We start from the raw sequence: 19,373 nt of genomic DNA, 5'->3' as shown, positions 1-19,373 counted from the left end.
GGTAAAGTTCCGATCGCATAATGGCCCGGAATATTGGTTTTCTGCTAAAGCTCCTATTTATGTGGCGCGCACAGGAGAACTCGCGGTGCGTGAGCGCGGCGAATCATTGCATCTATCTAAACTTCGTTTTGATCTTGCGGCAGCCAGCGTCGTCGTAAAATTCAATCGGCTTAGGTTTGCGCTTAAATATGTTGAGCCCAATCAGCCGCATGTCCCGGCGGGACAGCGCGAAGGAGGTCAATGGTCTAGTACCTCATCTGGGTCTGGAACACGTCGAACCAACAACGGCGTTCAACCTATCGCTCGATCGTACAGATTCGGAGTACTTGTTGCCGAGATACCGAAAAAATAGGCGCAATTGCGTCTACGAATTCGACTTCGGGTTAGTCATGGTAGAAGGCCCAACAAATCCTCGTTGCATTCAGGAACTTCCATCAAAAGCTGTCAGCCATGGAATGTTGCTGAACGACAACTTCAGGACGTGAGCCATGCCAACGAATTCCTATCTCCCAATCAACTTCACGATTTCGCTGGAAGCTTGGGCAGAAATTGAAGTTATCAGAGAATCCTATGACAAAAATCGTGATGACAAAGCCTCTGTTTTAATGATATCTTGGGGAAATACTGTGTTAAACGATGGCAAGTCCTGGAGTCACGTCGTCATAGGATTCTATCGGACATCAGAAAGATATAAAATCCGCGATGGCATTCAGATGCTTTCTGGCCACGAAGTTGTTTTTTTCATTACACCCGATCTTTATGGGAAATTCGACGGAAAAATTATAAAATTTGGCCGGGAAGAGGGATTTTTCCTGGCGCCCAATTGAAGACACCCGCGATCACGCACTTCGTAGTCGGACTCGAAATCTAAGACTCCCGGAACACGTCGCACCAAGCCGGCGGCAGGCCCATGACCGACAGAGGCGCCGCGACAGCGTGGCCCGGCAGGGTCGTCGCGCAATAGACGCCCCGCGCCACGCTCCGAGCCAGCACCCGCGCGGCAGCATCCCCCAGGCGCGCGAGGTCGGCCACCGGGTCCGTGAGCGGCACGGCGCCGGTCGCCACCGCGAAGACGAGGTCGCCGTCGAGCGGCGTATGCGCCGGCACCAGGGCGCGGGCGAGGCCGTCCTGCGCGGCCACCGCCAGGCGCCGGCACTGCGCCTTGGTCAGGGCGGCGTCGGTGGCGACCACCGCGAGGGTCGTCGCCGCGCCAGGGAGGACGCGGGCCGGGAAGGTGAGGGCGTCCGCCGGCACCCGGGCCGGGGAACCGAGGCCGCCGAACTCGTCGCCCACTTCGAAGGGCGCGGCCCAGAAATGAGGCCCGTCGCCGATCGTGGCGCTGCCGAAGGCGTTGACCGCTGCGAGCCCGCCGACCGAGAAACCGGTGCCGGGCACCGAGGCCGAGGCCGAGCCGATGCCGCCCTTCAGGCGCCCGGTGCGTGCCCCCGTGCCGGCCCCCACGGAGCCGAGGGCGAAGTCCTCCGCCGCCGCCGCGGCCGCCAGAAAACCCAGCTCGCGATAGGGCGGGTAGCGGCCCCATTGCTTGTCGCCGCCGTTGAGCAGGTCGAACAGGATCGCGCCCGGCACGATCGGGACCCGCATCGGGCCAACGGGAAAGCCGCGCCCGGCCTCGGCGAGCCAGGCGGTCACGCCGGCGGCCGCGTCGAGCCCGAAGACCGAGCCGCCCGAGAGCACCAGGGCGTCGATCCGCTCCACCGTGCGCTCGGGATCGAGCAGGTCGGTCTCGCGGGTGCCGGGGCCGCCGCCGCGCACGTCGACGGAGGCGGTGACGGGCGCGTCGAACAGGATGGCGGTGACCCCACTGGCCACTGTCAGATCGTGGGCGTGGCCGACCCGCAGGCCGGGAATGTCTGTGATGCGGTTGCGCGCCATGGATCGAGCTTGCCACGCCCGGCGATCGGGGCAAATCCCGCTCACGCTGCCGGGGCCCGTCGCGGGTCGGGACGGCGGCAACGCCATCGAGGAGCAGGACATGGACGTCGGATTCATCGGATTGGGGCGGATGGGCCGCGGCATGGCCGTCAGCCTGGCGCGGGCCGGCCACCGGGTCCGGGCGTGGAATCGCTCGCCCGAGGCCGCGCAGGGTCTCGACGGGGTGATTCCGGTGGCGAGCGCTGCGGAGGCGTTTGCCGGGGACGCGGTCATCACCATGCTGGCGGACGACGCGGCCCTGGAGGCGGTGATCGTGTCGGGCGGCCTGCTCGACCAGCCCGAGCGCCCCGGCCTGCATATCGGCATGAGCACGATCTCGGTGGCGCTGGCCAAGCAGCTCGCCGCCGTCCACGAGCGGGCCGGCGTACCCTACATCTCCGCCCCGGTCTTCGGACGGCCGGACGTGGCCGAGGCCGGCAAGCTCAACATCGTGGCGGCCGGTCAGGCAGCCCTGCTCGACCGCGCCGCGCCCCTGTTCGACGCCATGGGCGCCAGGACCTGGCCGTTCGGCGACGAGCCGTCGCGCGCCAACGCGGTCAAGCTCGCGGGCAACTTCATGCTGATCTCGGCCATCGAGGCCATGGGCGAGGCCTGCGCACTCACCGAGGGCCACGGGGTCGCGGGCGCCGACTTCCTCGACCTGATGACCAACACGCTGTTCGCCTCGCCGGTCTACAAGGGCTACGGCGCCTCGATCGCCCAGAACCGCTACGAGCCGCCGGGCTTCGGCCTCAAGCTCGGCGCCAAGGACGTGCGGCTGGCGCTCCAGGCGGCGGAAGGCGCCGGCGTGCCGATGCCCTTCGCCAGCGTCCTGCGCGACGGGCTGATCGAGGCCATCAGCCACGGCGACGGCGAGAAGGACCTCGCCGCCCTGGCGCGGGTCTCTGCGCGGCGCGCCGGCCGGTAAGGGGATTCCGACGGGCGTGCGCCCAGCGCTTTCACGGTGTTGGGCCACGTGCGCGTCGTGGGATCGGCGCTCCCCTTTCCCAGACAGGTGAAGCGAAGCGGAACCTGATCTGGGACCCAGCACGCGAAGCGCCGCGCCAGCGGCACAGGTCGATCAGACGGACGCTGCGCGCCGTATTGTGCTAGGTCCCGGGTCGCATTCCGCTGGCGCTGCATGCGCCCGGGAAAAGGGCGGTGCAGACCGGCCCAACGCCATGGCTTGGCTTTCAGCTCAAGCACCTTGAAAGGGCTGGGCATACGCCCTCTGGCGGGTGATCAGGGCAGGGCCCTGATGCAGGGGCGTCAGAGGCCGAACCGGGCGAAGGCGGCGCGCTCCTCGAGCGCCGCCATCGCGTCCGCGGCGATCCCGCCCGGCGCCCCGCCCCGGCGCAGCAGGCGGGACAGGAACCCGCCCTTGGCCTCGGCGACGAGCCGCAGGTCGACCGTGTCGCCGAAGCGCGCCCGCATGGTCGCGCGCACGTCCCCGAGTGCGTCGACCAGCCCGAGGTGCTGGGCCTGGCGGCCGGTCCAGACCGCGCCGGTGAACAGGTTTTCGGATGTCGACAGGGTCGGGCGCCGGGATGTGACGAGGCCGGTGAACAGGTCCTGGATATCGGCCTGGAGGCGCTTCAGGCGCTCCACGTCGGCAGGGTCCTCCGGGCGGAACGGGTCGAGCATCGACTTCGCCTCGCCCTGGGTGTGGACCCGGCGCTCGACGCCGATCTTCTCCAGGAGGCCCTGGAAGCCGAAGCCGGCCGAGACCACGCCGATCGAGCCGACGATCGAGGTCGGGTCGGCGACGATCTCGTCGGCCGCGCAGGCGATCATGTAGCCGCCGGACGCCGCGACATCCTCCACGAAGGCCACGACCGGGAGCTTCTTCTCCTCAGCCAAGGCCCGGATGCGCCGGTGGATCAGGTGCGACTGCGCGGGCGAGCCGCCCGGTGAGTTGATCACGATCGCCACCGCCTTGATCCCCGGCATGGTGAAAGCCCGCTCCAGGCTGCCGGCGCCGCCGCCGATCGAGAGCCCCGGGCGGATCGGCGAGACCGCCCCGATCGTGCCCGAGAGCCGGACCACGGCGACCCGCGGGCGGCGGTCGCGGAAACGGCGCGGCAGGAAAGCCCGGAGGGCGTCGGGAAGGGCGAACGGCATGGAGGCTCTTCGGGGGAGGCGGGAAGCGGTACGTGCTGTCGTCGGAATTGGGCGTTCCGGCGCCGGGCGCAAGGGAACCGGGACAGGAGGTCCCGGCAACCATGATCGTCTGCGCAGTCAGAGCGGATCGAACCGTTTGCCGACCTTGGCGGTTCCTGGCGACGGCGCGCAGAACGTGCCGGCCCGGATCTGCGGATTGCCGCCGGGTGCTCACACGGGAGAGAGAGAGACGATGCGACCCTGGCCCATCCTGGTCCTGCTCGCCGCGCTGATCGGGGGCTTCGCCAGCACCCCGTCGCGGGCGGCACCGCTGCCGGTCCCGGCCGCCGCCGAGGCGGCTGCGCCTGGCCCCACAGTTCAACTCGCCCGCTGGCACTATCGGCGCCACTGGCACCGCCGCCATCACTACCGCCGTCATTGGCATCACCGGCGCCATTTCTGGCATCGCCGCCACCATTGGCATCGTCACTACGGACACCGGCGGCCCATCGCGTATCGCCGCCATTTCGGCCCGCGGCACCCCACGTTCTACTGACGCGTGCAGCCTGCGCCCCGGCCGGATCGATCCGGGGCGCAGCCTTGTGCGCGGGCGCGGAAAAGCTTATTTAACCACCTGATATCACTGCTGTTCCGCAAGGCCGTCCGGGCGCTCCGCGCGCCACCGGGATGGTCGCCAGCACCGCCCCTCCGGGCCTGATTACGGGTACTTCCTTGGCCGAGACCGATCCGACGGGCACCGCCCCGCCCGCCAGCGACATTCGCCCCGTCTCCATCACCGACGAGATGCGCCGCTCCTACCTCGATTACGCGATGAGCGTGATCGTGAGTCGCGCGCTTCCCGACGCGCGCGACGGGCTGAAGCCGGTCCACCGCCGCATCCTGTATTCCGCCTTCGAATCCGGGCACCTGCCGGAGCGGAAATACGTCAAGTCGGCCCGCATCGTCGGCGACGTGATCGGTCTCTACCACCCGCACGGCGACCAATCGATCTACGACGCCTTGGTGCGGATGGCGCAGGACTTCTCCATGCGCCTGATGCTCATCGACGGGCAGGGCAATTTCGGCTCGGTCGACGGCGATCCGCCGGCGGCCATGCGCTACACCGAATCACGCCTGGCCAAGCCGGCGACCGCGCTGCTGTCCGACATCGACAAGAACACCGTCGACTTCCAGCCGAACTACGACGAGTCGCGGGAGGAGCCGAAAGTCCTCCCGGCCCGGTTCCCGAACCTCCTTGCCAACGGCGCCGGCGGCATCGCGGTCGGCATGGCGACCAACATCCCGCCGCACAATCTCGGCGAGCTGATCGACGCCTGCATGGCGCTGATCGACGATCCCGGGCTGACCATCGAGCAGCTCACCGAGATCGTGCCCGGCCCGGATTTCCCCACCGGCGGCATGATCCTCGGCCGGGCCGGCACCCGGCAGGCCTACGCCACCGGCCGCGGCTCGGTGATCATGCGGGCCAAGTCGCATATCGAGGAGTTGCGCAAGGAGCGCGAGGCGCTGATCTTCACCGAGATCCCGTATCAGGTGAACAAGGCGACGCTGGTCGAGAAGATCGCCGAGCTCGTGAAGGAGAAGCGGGTCGAGGGCATCTCGGACCTGCGCGACGAATCCGACCGCAGCGGCATGCGCATCGTGGTCGAGATCAAGCGCGACGCCATGGCCGAGGTGGTGCTGAACCAGCTCTACCGGTTCACGCCGCTGCAATCCTCCTTCGGCTGCAACATGGTCGCCCTCAACGGCGGCCGGCCGGAGCTGATGAACCTGAAGGACCTGCTCCAGGCCTTCGTCGATTTCCGCGAGGAGGTCGTCTCCCGGCGCACCAAGTTCCTGCTCGGCAAGGCCCGCGAGCGCGCCCACGTCTTGTGCGGGTTGGCCATCGCGGTCGCCAATATCGACGAGGTGATCCGGCTGATCCGCACCTCGCCGGACCCGAACACCGCCCGCGAGGCCCTGATGGGCCGCGACTGGCCGGCCCACGACATCGCACCGCTGATCGCGCTGGTGGACGACCCGCGCCACCGGGTCGCCGAGGACGGCACCTACCGCCTGTCCGAGACCCAGGCCCGCGCCATCCTCGACCTGCGCCTGCAGCGCCTCACGGCGCTCGGCCGCGACGAGGTCGGCGACGAGTTGAAGTCGCTGGCCGACGAGATCGCCGACTATCTCGACATCCTGCGCTCGCGCGCGCGCATCCAGGCGATCGTCAAGGACGAGCTGATCGAGGTGCGGCAGCAATTCGCCACCCCGCGCCGGACCGAGATCGTCGACTACGATTCGAGCGTCGACGACGAGGATCTGATCGCCCGCGAGGACATGGTGGTGACCGTGTCCCATGCCGGCTACGTCAAGCGCGTGCCGCTCTCGACCTACCGGGCGCAGCGCCGGGGCGGCAAGGGCCGCTCCGGCATGGCGACCCGCGACGAGGATTTCGTCACCCGCCTGTTCGTGGCCAACACGCACACGCCGGTGCTGTTCTTCTCCAGCCAGGGCCAGGCCTACAAGGAGAAGGTCTGGCGCCTGCCGATGGCCGCCCCGAACGCCCGCGGCAAGGCGCTGGTGAACATCCTGCAATTGCAGGACACCTCCGAGCGCATCACCACGATCATGCCGCTGCCCGAGGACGAGGCGTCCTGGGAGACCCTGGACGTCATGTTCGCGACCGCCAGCGGCAATGTCCGGCGCAACAAGCTCTCGGACTTCGTCCAGGTGAACCGCAACGGCAAGATCGCCATGAAGCTCGATCCGGGCGACCACATCGTCCATGTCGAGATCTGCCGGCCGGACCAGAACGTGCTGCTGACCACGGCGATGGGGCAGTGCATCCGCTTCCCGGTGGAGGACGTGCGCGTGTTCAAGGGCCGCGATTCCACCGGCGTGCGCGGCATCCTGCTGGCCAAGGACGACCGGGTCATCTCGATGACGATCCTGAACGCCTTCGATGCCAGCGCCGAGGAGCGGACCGGCTACCTGAAGATGCGCCGCGCCGTCACCGGCGAGGCGGAGGAGGGCGCCGAGGTCGAGGCCGAGGACGGCGCCGAGGCCGCCGCGATCTCGCCGGAGCGCTACACCGAGATGGGCGCGGCCGAGCAATACGTGCTCACCCTGTCCGAGCGGGGCTACGGCAAGCGCTCCTCGTCCTTCGAGTACCGGACCTCGGGCCGGGGCGGGAAGGGCATCACGGCGATGCGGGTCAACGACCGCAACGGCAACCTCGTGGGCTCCTTCCCGGTCGAGGCCACGGATCAGATCATGCTGGTCACCGACCGGGGCCAGCTGATCCGGGTGCCGGTGGACGACATCCGCATCGTCGGCCGCGCCTCGCAGGGCGTGACCGTGTTCAACACCGCCAAGGACGAGAAGGTCGTGTCGGTGGAGCATATCGTCGGTGAGGACGAGACCGAGGCGGGCGCGGAGGGCGACCTCGAGGCCGGCCCGGAGGGGGGCCCCGAGGCGGCGTGAGGCGCCTTCACCCCCGCCCCGAGGTTCCGTCCGGCGCAAAAATGCTCTAGGTCGGGCCTCGATGACCCGCACCGCCCTCTACGCCGGATCGTTCGATCCGGTCACGAACGGCCATCTCGACGTGGTCCGCCAAGCCTGCCGGCTGGTGGACCGCCTCGTGATCGCCATCGGCGTCCATCCTGGCAAGGCGCCGCTGTTCTCCGCCGAGGAGCGCGCGGCGCTGCTCACCGAGACCTGCGGGCCGGTGGCCGAGGCCGAGGGCGCGACGCTGGAGATTGCGACCTTCGCCGACCTCGCGGTCTCGGCCGCCCGGCGCTGCGGGGCGTCCATCTTCATCCGCGGCCTGCGCGACGGAACGGATCTCGATTACGAGATGCAGCTCGCCGGGATGAACGGTGCCATGGCACCCGAGGTGCAGACCGTGTTCCTGCCCGCCTCGACGCAGGCGCGCCCGATCACCGCGACGCTGGTGCGCCAGATCGCCGGCATGGGCGGGGACGTCTCGCCCTTCGTGCCCGCGGCCGTCGCCGACCGCATCCGGCAGCGCTTCGCCGCCACAGCCTGATCCTCTGACGTTTCTGGAAGGAACCCGATGAACCGCCGCCACGCCCTCCTCGCGCTCGCCCTCACGTTCGGCTCCGTCACGGCCGCCCAGGCCGCCGACGCCAACACGGTCTATCTCGAGACCAAGGACGGGCGCATCACCATCGCGCTGCGGCCGGATCTTGCCCCAAAGCACGTCAAGCAGATCAAGACGCTGATTTCCCAGGGCTTCTACGACGGCCTGAAGTTCCACCGGGTGATCGACGGCTTCATGGCCCAGACCGGCGACCCGAAGGGCAACGGTACCGGCGGCTCCAGCCTGCCGAACATCCCGGCGGAGTTCTCGCAGACCGCCGAGTTCCGCCGCGGCACCGTGGGCATGGCCCGCTCGTCGGATCCGAACTCGGCCAATTCGCAGTTCTTCATCTGCCTCGGCGACGCACCGTTCCTGAACAAGCAGTACACGGTCGTGGGCAACGTCACGGACGGGCTCGACGTGCTCGACAAGATCAAGAAGGCTTCCCCCGGCGCGCCGGGCGGCGCCGTGCAGGACCCGGACAAGATCGTCCGCATGACGCTCGCCGAGAAGGCGAAGTAGCGCCCGCCGATGTGGCGCCGGCTGGTCGTCCTCGGCGCGCTCGCCCTCGCCCCGGCGGCGGCGCGCGCCTATGACGGCTTCTATGCCTACGGCGGCTACGCGTACGAGCCCGGCGGCGCCTATCCGCTGAGCCTGCCGCAGACCCTGCGGGGCACCGTCGCGGTGCCGCTGGCGCATCGACCGGCGCGGGCGGCCGACACCCTGGCCGAACTCTACCCGGTGCTGGCGGCCTGCTGGCAACCGCCCGCCGGCCTCGCCGGGCCGGTCACCGGGTCCGACGACGTCGAGATCACCGCGCGGCTGTCGCTCCGGCGCGACGGCAGCCTGATCGGTCCCCCGCGCATCACCTACGCGGCGGGATTCGCTGACGGACAGCGTCGCAACCTGGTGCGGGCGACCCTCGATGCGCTCGCGGGCTGCACCCCGGCGCGGATCACCCCGGGCCTTGGCCGAGCGATCGCCGGCCGGCCGGTGGCTCTGCGCTTCGTCTACCGGCCGCCGGCCTGACCGTTTCGCCGCGCTCGCCGATCCTATGGGCGCCGCTACATTTCCACCAACAGGAAGGACCTACCCATGGCCGATACCGAAACCCTCATCCTCGAGACCACCAAGGGCCGCGTCGTGATCGGGCTGCGCCCCGACCTCGCCCCGGGCCATGTCGAGCGGATCAAGACCCTGGCCGCCCAGGGCTTCTACGACGGCGTGCCGTTCCACCGGGTGATCGAGAACTTCATGGCCCAGACCGGCGACCCGACCGGCACCGGCTCGGGCGGCTCCGAGCTGCCGGACCTGAAGGCCGAGTTCAACGCCGAGCCCCACGTGCGCGGCACCTGCTCGATGGCCCGCACCAACTTCCCGCACTCGGCGAACTCGCAGTTCTTCATCTGCTTCGACGACGCCCGCTTCCTGGACAAGCAGTACACGGTCTGGGGCAAGGTCGTGGAAGGCATGGACGTGGTCGACACGATCAACAAGGGCGAGCCGCCGCGCTCCCCGGACAAGATCGTGAAGGCGAGCGTGGGCGAAGCGGCTTAATTCGAGACGTCGCCGCCCGTGCTCTCGCCACAAGTGCGAGTACGGGCGGCCAATCAGAGCGTTCCACAGCCTTCGTCATTGCGAGCGTAGCGAAGCAACCCAGGGCGGCGCGCGATCCCCGAACGTGGCGTTTCCCTGGGTTGCTTCGCTTCGCTCGCAATGACGGTGTGGGATCAGCGATCCGACTGGATACCGTCGTAGCGCTCAGGCACTTGACAGTCCTTCGGCAGCACGACCCAGCTGGTTGAGCCCGTGGGTAAGTTCTGCGGCCGCGGCCAGATCTCCCGGCGTATTGACGTTCAAGAACGGATCGACCGTTTCAACTGGCCATTCGACGACGGCCGCGCCGTGACGCGCGATGAACGCCCCCACCCGCCGCTCGTCCCGCTCACACAGCGCCCGACGCAGATCATCCCGCAGCCCGACAGGCCAGAGCGCCACGGTGTAGTGCTCGCGTCCACCCGAGGCGGCGAGCGCGATCGGCGCGCCCTTCAGAGCCGATCCGAGCCGCGCGGCGAGATCGCCCGGTAGGAACGGAGCGTCCCCGGGCACGCTCAGGACATGGGTCACAACCGGATGGTGCGCGGCGTGGTCGAGCCCCGCGAGAAGGCCGGCGAGCGGACCCGGGAGGCCCGGCACCGTGTCGGGCAGGACCGCCCCCGGAAACCCGGCGAACCGGGCCGGATCGCCGTTCGCACTGAGCACGAGCCCCGCGCCGCATTGCGGACCCAGCCGCTCCACCACCCGTGCCAGCAGCGTCCGGCCGCCGAGTTCGAGCAGCGGCTTGTCGACCCCGCCCATGCGCCGGCCGAGGCCGCCGGCGAGGATCAGGCCTAGGATCGGCGGGCGGTCCACCACGAAAGCATCACTCGATGACGATCCTGGGCGCCGTCCGCCCCGCCGGGGCCCCGGACAGGTTCGCCCAGAGCTTGGCGGCGATGTCGCGATAGACCTTGGCATGCGGGCCGTCGGGCTCGGTCGCCACGACGGGCCGGCCGGAATCCGAGGTCTCCCGGATGGTCATGTCGAGGGGCACCTCGCCGAGGAACGGCACGCCCAGGCGCTGGGCCTCGATGCGGGCGCCGCCATGCCCGAAGATGTGGGAGGCGTGGCCGCAATTCGGGCAGACGAAGGTCGCCATGTTCTCGATCACCCCGAGGATCGGGACCGCGACCTTCTTGAACATGGTCACGCCCCGGCGGGCGTCGATCAGCGCGAGGTCCTGGGGCGTCGAGACGATGACGGCACCGGAGAGCGGGGTGGCCTGGGCCATGGTGAGCTGGGCGTCGCCGGTGCCGGGCGGCATGTCGACGATGAGCACGTCGAGCTCGCCCCAGATCACGTCACGCAGCATCTGGGTGATCGCCGATTGCACCATCGGGCCGCGCCAGATCATCGCCGTCTCGGGCTCGATCAGGAAGCCGATCGACATGACCTTCAACCCGTAGCCGACCATCGGCTCCATGGCCTTGTTGTCGACCACGGTCGGCTTGCCCGACAGGCCGAACAGCTTCGGCACCGACGGCCCGTAGATGTCGGCGTCGAGCAGGCCGACCTTCAGCCCCTGGGCCTGCAAGGCCAGCGCAAGGTTGCAGGCCGTGGTGGACTTGCCGACACCGCCCTTGCCGGAGGCGACCGCCACGATGTGGCGCACGCCGGCGATCTGCGGCCCCTGGTTCGGCGGCGCGCCGGGCCGCGGCGGGGCGACCGGCGGCGGCGTTACCGGGCGGGGGGCGGCGTCGCTCTGGGCCGGCATGCCCGGACCCCGCTCCGAGGTCAGGCTCGCGAACACACCGGAGACGCCCGGCATCTGCAGGACACGCCCCTCCGCCTCCCGCCGCACCGGCTCGAACCGCTCCGCCTCGCTCGGATCGACCAGGATCGAGAACATCACCCGGTTGCTGGGATCGACCACGACCTGGGACAACCGTCCGGAGCCGGGCAGGGTGGTGCCGGCGGCGTAGACGGTGACGGATTGAAGCGCACGCAGCACGTCGTCGCGAGTGATGGCCACGATTCTCGACTCCTGATGGGACGACTCGGGACGGGCGTATCCGGCCGTATTCGCCAGCCGTCGCAGACCCGGAATTTGGTCCCTTGTAGCCCTGCGGGCGGCAAACGCCAGCCTTGCCGACGGGAGTCCGTATCGGGCCTGAACCAACGCCGCCCTCGCCCGTTGTGTCGAGACTCTTTAGGGATCGGCGCACCGCGCAGGTACGCCCCCCGCAGACCACTTCCAGGAGACTTTACCCGATGCATCAGGGCAATCACCGCGACCACGAGGGCGCGAAGAAGCTGTTCGAGCTGGTCAAAGACGTGAAGATCGCGATGATGACCACTGTCGATGCCGAGGGTACGCTCAACAGCCGCCCGATGTGGAACAACGACGCTGATGAGAACGGCGATCTGTGGTTCTTCACCAAGCTGCACTCGCCCAAGACCGCGGAGATCAGCAAGGACAACCAGGTGAACCTGGCTTATTCCGACCCGTCGAGCCAGACCTACGTCTCGGTGGCCGGCAAGGCCGAGATCGTGCGCGAGCAGGCCAAGATCGACGAGAAGTGGAATGAGAGCCTGAAGACCTGGTTCCCCAACGGCAAGGACGACCCCGAGGTCGCCTTGATCCGTGTCCACCCGGAGAAGGGCGAATACTGGGACAGCCCCAACAGCAAGATGCTGCATCTCTACGGCTACGTGAAGGCGACGCTCACCGGCGAGAGCCCCAAGACCGAGACCAAGAAGGTCGATCTCGCCTGAGTTTTTTGTGACTTGGCGACGTGGGTAACGGGGGCGGCGCGTCGTAGGGACGTGTCGCCCTTCGTATTGACGCGCCCGCGCCCGGCATGCGCTCTGCGCCGTGAGACGCGGGACGAGTCCGAAAAGCATGATTGATCTGGCGAAACGGGTCCACGATCACAGCTTCCGCATCGACCCGGTCGTACGGTCGCTGCTCGACACGGATTTCTACAAGCTGCTGATGGCACAGACGATCCTGCGCCGGCATCCGCAGATCGACACCACCTTCGGCATCACCAACCGCACGAAGCGCATCCGCATCGCAGACGAGGTCGATGCCGGGCTGCTGCGCGAGCAGCTCGACCATGCCCGCAGCCTGCGGCTCAGCAAGGGTGAGGTGACGTGGCTGCGCGGTAACGTGTTCCGCGGTCAGGGCCGGATCCTCGGCCCGGAATTCGTGGCGTGGTTCGAAGGCTTCCAGCTGCCCGACTACGAGCTCGCGGTCCATGACGGCCAGTACGAGCTGACCTTCCACGGCCCGTGGATCGAGACCACCATGTGGGAGGTCCCGGCCCTGGCGATCCTCAATGAACTGCGGGCGCGCGCGGTGCTGAAGGGTCTCGGCAAGCTCGACCTGCAGGTGCTCTACGCACGGGCGATGACCCGGGTCTGGGAGAAGATCCAGCGGCTGCAGAAGCTGCCCGACCTGTCGGTGGCGGATTTCGGCACGCGCCGACGCCACGGCTTCCTCTGGCAGGATTGGTGCGTGCAGGCCATGGCCGAGGGGCTGGGCGGCGCGTTCCTCGGCACCTCGAACTGCCTGATCGCCGCCCGGCAGGAGGTCGAGCCGGTGGGCACCAACGCCCACGAATTGCCTATGGTCTACGCGGCGCTGGCCGAGGACGACGCGGCACTCGCCGCCGCGCCCTACGCGGTGCTCGCCGACTGGCAGGAGGATTACGACGGCAACCTGCGGGTCATCCTGCCCGACACCTACGGCACCACCGGCTTCCTGGCCAACGCCCCGGACTGGGTGAGCGACTGGACCGGCATCCGCATCGATTCAAAGGATCCGATCGCGGGCGGCGAGGAGGTGATCCGCTTCTGGCGGGAGCGCGGCTACGATCCCCGGGACAAGCTCGCGATCTTCTCCGACGGGCTCGATATCGACGCCATCGAGCACATTCACGCCCATTTCCACGGACGCATGCGCATCGGCTACGGATGGGGCACCCTGCTCACCAACGACTTCCGCGGTCTCCTGCCCGACGGCAAGCTCGATCCGGTCTCGGTGGTCTGCAAGGTCATGGCAGCGAACGGCCGTCCCACCGTCAAGCTCTCCGACAACCCGACCAAGGCCCAGGGACCGGCCGACGCGATCGCCCGCTACCGCCGGGTTTTTGGCGTGGGCGAGCAGGAGGCGTTGCCGGTGCTGGTGTGAGGCGCGACTACTGCGCCGCCGGCATTCGGAAACGCAGCCCTTTCCCGGGCGCATGCAGCGCCAGCGGAATGCGACCCGGGACCCAGCGCAAGACGACGCTTAGTGTCCGCGTTAGCTCGAAAGGTGCCGCTGCGCGGTGCTTCTTCCGCGGGGTCCCGGATCACCTTCCACTGACGTTCCAGGTGTCCGGGAAAGGGTGGTGCGCGCGCGGAGACGGTCTGCCGTGGAGCTTCCAAGCGAGCGGGCTTCATCTGCGTGGGCCTGTCAACACACCTGCTGACGGACCCGCGCCTTATTCAGTATGGTGTCGACCAACAGAGCCCGCCGCGTGCGGCCGGCTCGACGGGAGAACGCCATGACTATGAATCGCCGCTCGCTCATCGGCGCCGCAGCCCTCGCCCTGGCGGCCCCGGCCCTGGACGGCGCACAGGCCGCCGAATCCGTGAAGCCGGCCGCCAAGGCGCCGCCGCCCGTCACGAAGATCTTGGCGCAGTGGATCCTGGCCTCGTCCTACGACACCCTGCCGGAGACCGTCCGCCGCGAGGGCGTGCGCAGTTTCCTCAACTGGGTCGGCGTGGCGATCGGCGGCTCCCACCACGAGACCGTGGACGTGGCGGTCGCGGCGCTGCAGCCGTTCTCGGGACCACCGCAGGCCGGCCTGTTCGGCCGGGCGGAGCGGTTCGACATCATGAACGCCGCCTTCCTCAGCGGCGTGGCGAGCCACATCTTCGATTTCGACGACACCCACCTCAAGACGATCATCCACCCGGCCGGCCCGGTCGCGTCGGCGATCCTGGCCTACGCCCAGATGAAGCCGGTCTCGGGCAAGGACTTCCTCGACGCGCTGGTGGTCGGGATCGAGACCGAGTGCCGGATCGGCAACGCAGTCTATCCGAACCACTACGACGCCGGCTGGCACATCACCGGCACCTGCGGGCCGTTCGGCGCCGCGGCGGCAGCCGGCAAGCTGATGGGCCTGACCGAGCAGCAGATGGTCTACGCGCTGGGCCTCGCCGCATCGCAGCCGGTGGGCCTGCGCGAATCGTTCGGCTCGATGAACAAGAGCTTCAACCCGGGCCGGGCGGCCTCGAACGGGTTGTTCGCGGCGATCCTGGCGGCCAAGGGCTTCACCTCGTCGGAGGGCATGATCGAGGCCAAGCGCGGCTGGGCCAACACGATCTCGACCAAGCAGGACTGGTCCGAGATCACCGACGGGCTGGGCACCCGCTACGAGGCCCTGCTCAACACCTACAAGCCGTTCGCCTGCGGGATCGTCATGCACCCGACGATCGATGCGGGCGTCCAGATCCGCGACCAGGACCATGTCCGGCCGGAGGACATCGCCCGGGTCGATCTCAAGGTCCACCCGCTGGTTCTGGAGCTCACCGGCAAGACCGCGCCGAAGACCGGCCTGGAGGGCAAGTTCAGCATCTACCATGCGGCCGCGGTCGCCCTCGTGGAGGGTGCGGGCGGCGAGAAGCAGTTCAGCGACCGGGCGGTGAACGACCCGCGCGTCGTCGCCCTGCGCCAGAAGGTCGTGCCGGTGATCACCCCCGGCATCGACGCCGCGCAGGTCGACATGACCGTGACCCTGAACGACGGTCGGACCTTCCACCGTCGGATCGAGCACGCGATCGGCAGCGTCGAGACGCCGATGTCCGACGCGCAGCTGGAGGCGAAGTTCACCGATCTCGCCGCCGGGGTGCTGCCGGAGGCCCAGGCCAAGCAGGTGATGCAGATGTGCTGGTCGCTCCCCGAGCTGAAGGATGTCGGCGCGGTGGCCCGGGCCGGGGTGCAGGGGGCGTGATCGGGGCGTCGGCGCCTCGATAACGGATACGCGAGGCCAGCGGGATCGTTTTCCGGCCCCGTGCCGTTCCTCTGCCGCGAGGCCCCGCGACCCCCGGCGGGCGCCCGCATGTGGCGTTCGGGGTGTGGACTCGCAGCATGGGTACGAGAACCCCGGTCGGGGCGCAGCCTGAGCGCGCGCTGATTGCGCCGCGCCCGACCCGGGTCGCCGCGGCCGAGACCCCGCGGGCCGCGATGGCGTCGCCGATCCTGATCGGGGCCACCATCGTGGCGATCCTGTATTTCGGCCGCGAGATCTTCATCCCGATCGCGATCGCGCTGCTTCTGTCCTTCGTGCTGACGCCGCTGGTGAGCCGCCTGCGGCGCCTGCGCCTGCCGCGGCTGGTGGCGGTCGGCGTGAGCGTCCTGCTGACGCTCGGAATCGTGGGGGCCCTGGGGACCCTGATCGGCATCCAGGCGGCCGATCTTGTGGGCGACATCCCGCGCTACCGCACCACCATCGAGCGCAAGATCGAGGGCTTGCGCGCCTCGCCGGTGGGCCACATCACCGATTACGTCGCCAATATCGGCCGGGCGCTCCATACCGGTGGCCAGGACCAGGCGAAGGAGCCGGCCAAAGAGACGCCCAAAGCCGCACCGCAGCCAACCGAGCCTGCCCCCGGGCTGGACGAGGCCAAGCCGGGCCAGAAACCCGTCCTGGTCGAGGTGGCGTCGATCCCGCCGGGACCGCTGGAAATGCTGGGCACGCTGCTGTCGCCGGTGCTGCAGCCGCTGGCCACGGTGGGTATCGTCTTCGTGGTGCTGCTGTTCGTGCTGATGCAGCGCGAGGACCTGCGCGACCGCATGATCCGGCTTGCGGGCTCGAGCGACCTGCACCGGACCACCGGGGCGATCGACGACGCCGCCGGGCGTCTCAGCCGCTACTTCGTCGTGCAGCTCGCCCTCAACACCGCCTTCGGGGTCGTGATCGGGATCGGGCTCTACGTCATCGGCGTGCCGAACCCGATACTCTGGGCGATCTTCTCGGCCCTGATGCGGTTCGTGCCGTATATCGGGGCGTTCCTGTCGGCGATCCTGCCGATCACGCTGGCCGCCGCGGTCGATCCCGGCTGGAACATGATGATCGCGGTGACGATCCTGTTCCTCATCCTGGAACCGCTGACGGGACAGGTGTTCGAGCCGATCGTCTACGGCCAGTCCACGGGGCTCTCGCCGCTCGCGGTGCTGGTCTCGGCCCTGTTCTGGACCTGGCTGTGGGGGCCCGTGGGCCTGCTCCTGTCGACGCCGCTGACCGTCTGCCTGGTGGTGCTGGGACGGCATGTCGAGCACCTGGAATTCCTCGACGTGCTGTTCGGCGACCGGCCGGCGCTCACCCCGGTGCAGAATTTCTACCAGCGCATCCTGGCCGGCGATTCCGAGGAGGTTTTGGGCCATGCCGAGCTGATCCTGCAGCAATGCTCGCTGTCGTCCTACTACGACGAGGTCGTGCTCAAGGGCCTGGAGCTCGCCGCCCGGGACGCTGCGCGCGGGGTTCTGACCACCCAGCAGAAGGGCGCGATGCGCACCGCCCTGGGCGAGCTGATCGCCGACCTGTCCGAGCGCAGCGATGCCGCCACCGAGGCGGCGGGGGAGGGCGGCGAGAACGCCTGCAGCCCGATGCCGATCGGCCCCGCGCCGGAGACCCTGCCGGAGGCCTGGACCCGCAAGGGTGCGGTGCTGTGCATCTCGGGCCGCGGCTTCCTCGACGAGGCCGCCGCCGCGATCCTGGCCCAGATCCTGGAGAAGCGCGGCATCGGCATCCGCACGGTGCCGTTCTCGGAGGCGTCCTCGGCACGGATCGGACGGTTCGAGCCCGGCCCGGCCCGGATGGCCTGCGTGGTCTCGCTGGCGCTGAACGGCGAGCCGACGCACCTGCGCCGTCTGGTCGAGCGCCTGCAGGCGCGGATGCCGGGGGTGCCGGTCCTGCTCGGCCTGTGGCTCGCCCAGAACGGCCAGTCGGAGCGGGTGGGGCGCGCCCAGGCGGGCGCCACGAACGCCACCGGGCAGGTGGCGTCCCTGCGCGAGGCCATCGAGGCGGTGCTGGCCGCCGTCCAGGCCGACATCGCCGGCGCCCCGGAGGCTGGCGCGGCGGCCCGTGCGCCGGAGCCGGCGGAGGCATGAACCGCGACGACTCCAGCCCCGGGGGCTTGACGGCCGGGGGGCCGCCCCGGTTTCGTCGCGCAGCGGCCGGACCACCGGACGGGTCGCAGGCAGATCAGGGGACAGAGCCGATGAGCGTCGTCGAACTCGGGCGGTTCATGGACGATCTCGCGGACGCGTCCGGCCAGGCGATCCTGCCGTTCTTTCGCGCCCAGTTCGGCCTCGACGACAAGGCGCGCGGCGGAGCTCCGTTCGATCCGGTCACCGAGGCCGACCGGGCCGCCGAAGTGGTGCTCCGGGCGATGATCGGCCAGACCTTCCCCGGCCACGGCATCCTGGGCGAGGAATTCGGCGCCGAGCGGACCGACGCCGAATGCGTCTGGGTGCTCGACCCGATCGACGGAACGCGCGCCTTCATCGCGGGCCTGCCGACCTGGGGCACGCTGATCGGCCTGACCCGTAACGGCGTCCCGGTGCGCGGGCTGATGCACCAACCCTATCTCGGCGAGCGCTTCACCGGCGATGGACGCAACGCCCGCCTGCGCGGCCCGGCGGGCGAACGCACCCTGCGCACCCGCCGCTGCGCCGATCTGGGCCAGGCGATTCTGGCCACCACCGATCCGCGCCTGTTCGCGACAGGAGAGGAGGCTGAGCGCTTCCGTGCCCTGGAAGGCCAGGTGCGGATGTCGCGCTACGGCACCGATTGCTACGCCTATTGCATGCTCGCGGCCGGCCAGATCGACCTCGTGGTCGAGGCCGGCCTGAAGCCCTACGACATCGTCGCGCTGATCCCGATCGTCGAGGGCGCCGGCGGCCGGGTCACGGCCTGGGACGGCGGCTCGGCCGCAGGCGGCGGGCGCATCGTGGCGGCGGGCGACCCGCGCCTCCACGAAGCAGCCCTGAAGGTGCTGAACCCGTGAGGCTTTGCCGGCTTTCGCATGACCGGGACAACGGGGGCCCGCCCGCGTGCTGCTGAACGCGCTCATCCTGCTGGCGGGCCTGATGCCGTCCGTCGAGGATCGCGCGGCCGCGCTCCTGGCCGCGCCGCCGGTGGCAGCCGCCCCGGCCGAGGCCGCCCCCCCGCGCTTCGATGCCGCCACCCGGTCGGTCTCCAACTGGCACGAACAGGCCGGCGTCAACCTGCTGCCCCGGGCCCTGGCACTGACCGCCCGGCTCGCCGAGGACCCGCCCTACGTCGCCCGCTGCGTCCGGCTGAACAACGGATGGTGCATCAAGTCCGCCCGCTGGTCGGGGGAGATCGGGGCGGATGCGGAGGGCCACACGGCCTTCGCCACCATGGCGGATGGGGCGGACGCCGCCGCGACCCTGCTGCGCCGCTACTTTCGCGACTACAACCGGCATACCGCGCTGGCCATCGTGCGCCGTTGGGCGCCCTCCGAGTGCCGGGTCGCGATGCCGGCGGGGGCGGGCAGGGGCGTCGCGACGCCGGCGGTCACGGCGACCCTGGCGCCCCGGGGTCTCGGCCGGACGCTGCGCGCCCGTTTCCTCGCTTCCCACCGGCCGGGCGGCGTGCCCCGAGCCCGCGCCAAGGCC

17 protein-coding genes and 1 pseudogene are annotated in these 19,373 nt (G+C 69.3%); 14 read left to right on the top strand and 4 right to left on the bottom strand.

The genetic code is table 11. The features are described from left to right. Nucleotides 1-488 precede the first annotated feature (488 nt). The gene (locus AO398_RS28285) at nt 489-827 is read left to right on the top strand and encodes a hypothetical protein (protein ID WP_152997495.1); all 339 of its coding nucleotides are present in this window, start codon (nt 489-491) and stop codon (nt 825-827) included. A gap of 40 nt (nt 828-867) precedes the next feature. Here AO398_RS28285 and AO398_RS11500 read toward each other — a convergent pair whose 3' ends face one another. After that, the gene (locus tag AO398_RS11500) at nt 868-1,893 is read right to left on the bottom strand and encodes a P1 family peptidase (RefSeq protein ID WP_058192194.1); all 1,026 of its coding nucleotides are present in this window, start codon (nt 1,891-1,893) and stop codon (nt 868-870) included. 100 nt (nt 1,894-1,993) lie between these two features. Here AO398_RS11500 and AO398_RS11495 point away from each other — a divergent pair, with 100 nt between their 5' ends. Next, nucleotides 1,994-2,860, top strand: coding sequence for an NAD(P)-dependent oxidoreductase (locus tag AO398_RS11495; protein ID WP_058192240.1), 867 nt, complete (start codon nt 1,994-1,996; stop codon nt 2,858-2,860). A gap of 341 nt (nt 2,861-3,201) precedes the next feature. On the opposite strand, the gene AO398_RS11490 is transcribed toward AO398_RS11495, so the two are convergent. Then, on the bottom strand, nt 3,202-4,053 hold the full coding sequence (locus AO398_RS11490; RefSeq protein WP_058192193.1) for a S49 family peptidase: 852 nt from the start codon (nt 4,051-4,053) through the stop codon (nt 3,202-3,204). A gap of 232 nt (nt 4,054-4,285) precedes the next feature. Here AO398_RS11490 and AO398_RS11485 point away from each other — a divergent pair, with 232 nt between their 5' ends. The 6 genes from AO398_RS11485 to AO398_RS11460 all read left to right on the top strand — a co-directional run bounded on the left by AO398_RS11485 (nt 4,286) and on the right by AO398_RS11460 (nt 9,697). After that, complete coding sequence (locus AO398_RS11485) at nt 4,286-4,588, top strand: hypothetical protein (protein ID WP_058192192.1); 303 nt, start codon at nt 4,286-4,288, stop codon at nt 4,586-4,588. Between the two features lie 176 nt (nt 4,589-4,764). After that, the gene (gene gyrA, locus AO398_RS11480; protein ID WP_058192191.1) at nt 4,765-7,521 is read left to right on the top strand and encodes a DNA gyrase subunit A; all 2,757 of its coding nucleotides are present in this window, start codon (nt 4,765-4,767) and stop codon (nt 7,519-7,521) included. A gap of 61 nt (nt 7,522-7,582) precedes the next feature. After that, on the top strand, nt 7,583-8,086 hold the full coding sequence (gene coaD / locus AO398_RS11475) for a pantetheine-phosphate adenylyltransferase (protein ID WP_058192190.1): 504 nt from the start codon (nt 7,583-7,585) through the stop codon (nt 8,084-8,086). 27 nt (nt 8,087-8,113) lie between these two features. Further along, entirely contained in the window at nt 8,114-8,662 is a 549-nt protein-coding gene (locus tag AO398_RS11470) for a peptidylprolyl isomerase (RefSeq protein ID WP_058192189.1), read from the top strand. Nucleotides 8,663-8,671: 9 nt separating this feature from the next. Next, nucleotides 8,672-9,169: a hypothetical protein gene (locus tag AO398_RS11465; protein WP_082643239.1), complete on the top strand. Its 498-nt coding sequence runs from the start codon at nt 8,672-8,674 to the stop codon at nt 9,167-9,169. A 66-nt stretch (nt 9,170-9,235) separates the two neighbouring features. Then, the gene (locus tag AO398_RS11460) at nt 9,236-9,697 is read left to right on the top strand and encodes a peptidylprolyl isomerase (RefSeq protein WP_058192188.1); all 462 of its coding nucleotides are present in this window, start codon (nt 9,236-9,238) and stop codon (nt 9,695-9,697) included. Nucleotides 9,698-9,901: 204 nt separating this feature from the next. Here the strand turns inward: AO398_RS11460 and mobA are convergent, their stop codons facing one another. Together mobA and apbC are read right to left on the bottom strand one after the other, a co-directional pair. After that, entirely contained in the window at nt 9,902-10,555 is a 654-nt protein-coding gene (gene mobA, locus AO398_RS11455) for a molybdenum cofactor guanylyltransferase MobA (protein WP_058192187.1), read from the bottom strand. Between the two features lie 7 nt (nt 10,556-10,562). Beyond that, a complete protein-coding gene (gene apbC / locus AO398_RS11450) occupies nt 10,563-11,711 on the bottom strand; it encodes an iron-sulfur cluster carrier protein ApbC (protein WP_058192186.1) in 1,149 nt (382 codons plus the stop codon). A 239-nt stretch (nt 11,712-11,950) separates the two neighbouring features. Here apbC and AO398_RS11445 point away from each other — a divergent pair, with 239 nt between their 5' ends. From AO398_RS11445 to AO398_RS11420, 6 genes and pseudogenes are all read left to right on the top strand, one after another. Continuing rightward, entirely contained in the window at nt 11,951-12,454 is a 504-nt protein-coding gene (locus AO398_RS11445) for a pyridoxamine 5'-phosphate oxidase family protein (protein ID WP_058192185.1), read from the top strand. 127 nt (nt 12,455-12,581) lie between these two features. After that, the gene (locus tag AO398_RS11440) at nt 12,582-13,874 is read left to right on the top strand and encodes a nicotinate phosphoribosyltransferase (protein WP_058192184.1); all 1,293 of its coding nucleotides are present in this window, start codon (nt 12,582-12,584) and stop codon (nt 13,872-13,874) included. 355 nt (nt 13,875-14,229) lie between these two features. Next, on the top strand, nt 14,230-15,681 hold the full coding sequence (locus AO398_RS11435) for an MmgE/PrpD family protein (protein ID WP_058192183.1): 1,452 nt from the start codon (nt 14,230-14,232) through the stop codon (nt 15,679-15,681). A 137-nt stretch (nt 15,682-15,818) separates the two neighbouring features. Next, complete coding sequence (locus AO398_RS11430; RefSeq protein ID WP_058192182.1) at nt 15,819-17,840, top strand: AI-2E family transporter; 2,022 nt, start codon at nt 15,819-15,821, stop codon at nt 17,838-17,840. Nucleotides 17,841-17,950: 110 nt separating this feature from the next. Then, nucleotides 17,951-18,739, top strand: a complete 789-nt coding sequence (gene hisN, locus AO398_RS11425) for a histidinol-phosphatase (protein WP_058192181.1) — start codon at nt 17,951-17,953, stop codon at nt 18,737-18,739. Nucleotides 18,740-18,785: 46 nt separating this feature from the next. Then, nucleotides 18,786-19,373 (top strand): annotated as a pseudogene (locus AO398_RS11420) (hypothetical protein); the annotation flags it as partial.

This window comes from Methylobacterium sp. GXS13, from assembly GCF_001455965.1.
Classification (GTDB): Bacteria; Pseudomonadota; Alphaproteobacteria; order Rhizobiales; family Beijerinckiaceae; genus Methylobacterium.
Note: the sequence above shows the minus strand (reverse complement) of the source record. Positions and strands in the feature narration are given on the sequence as shown.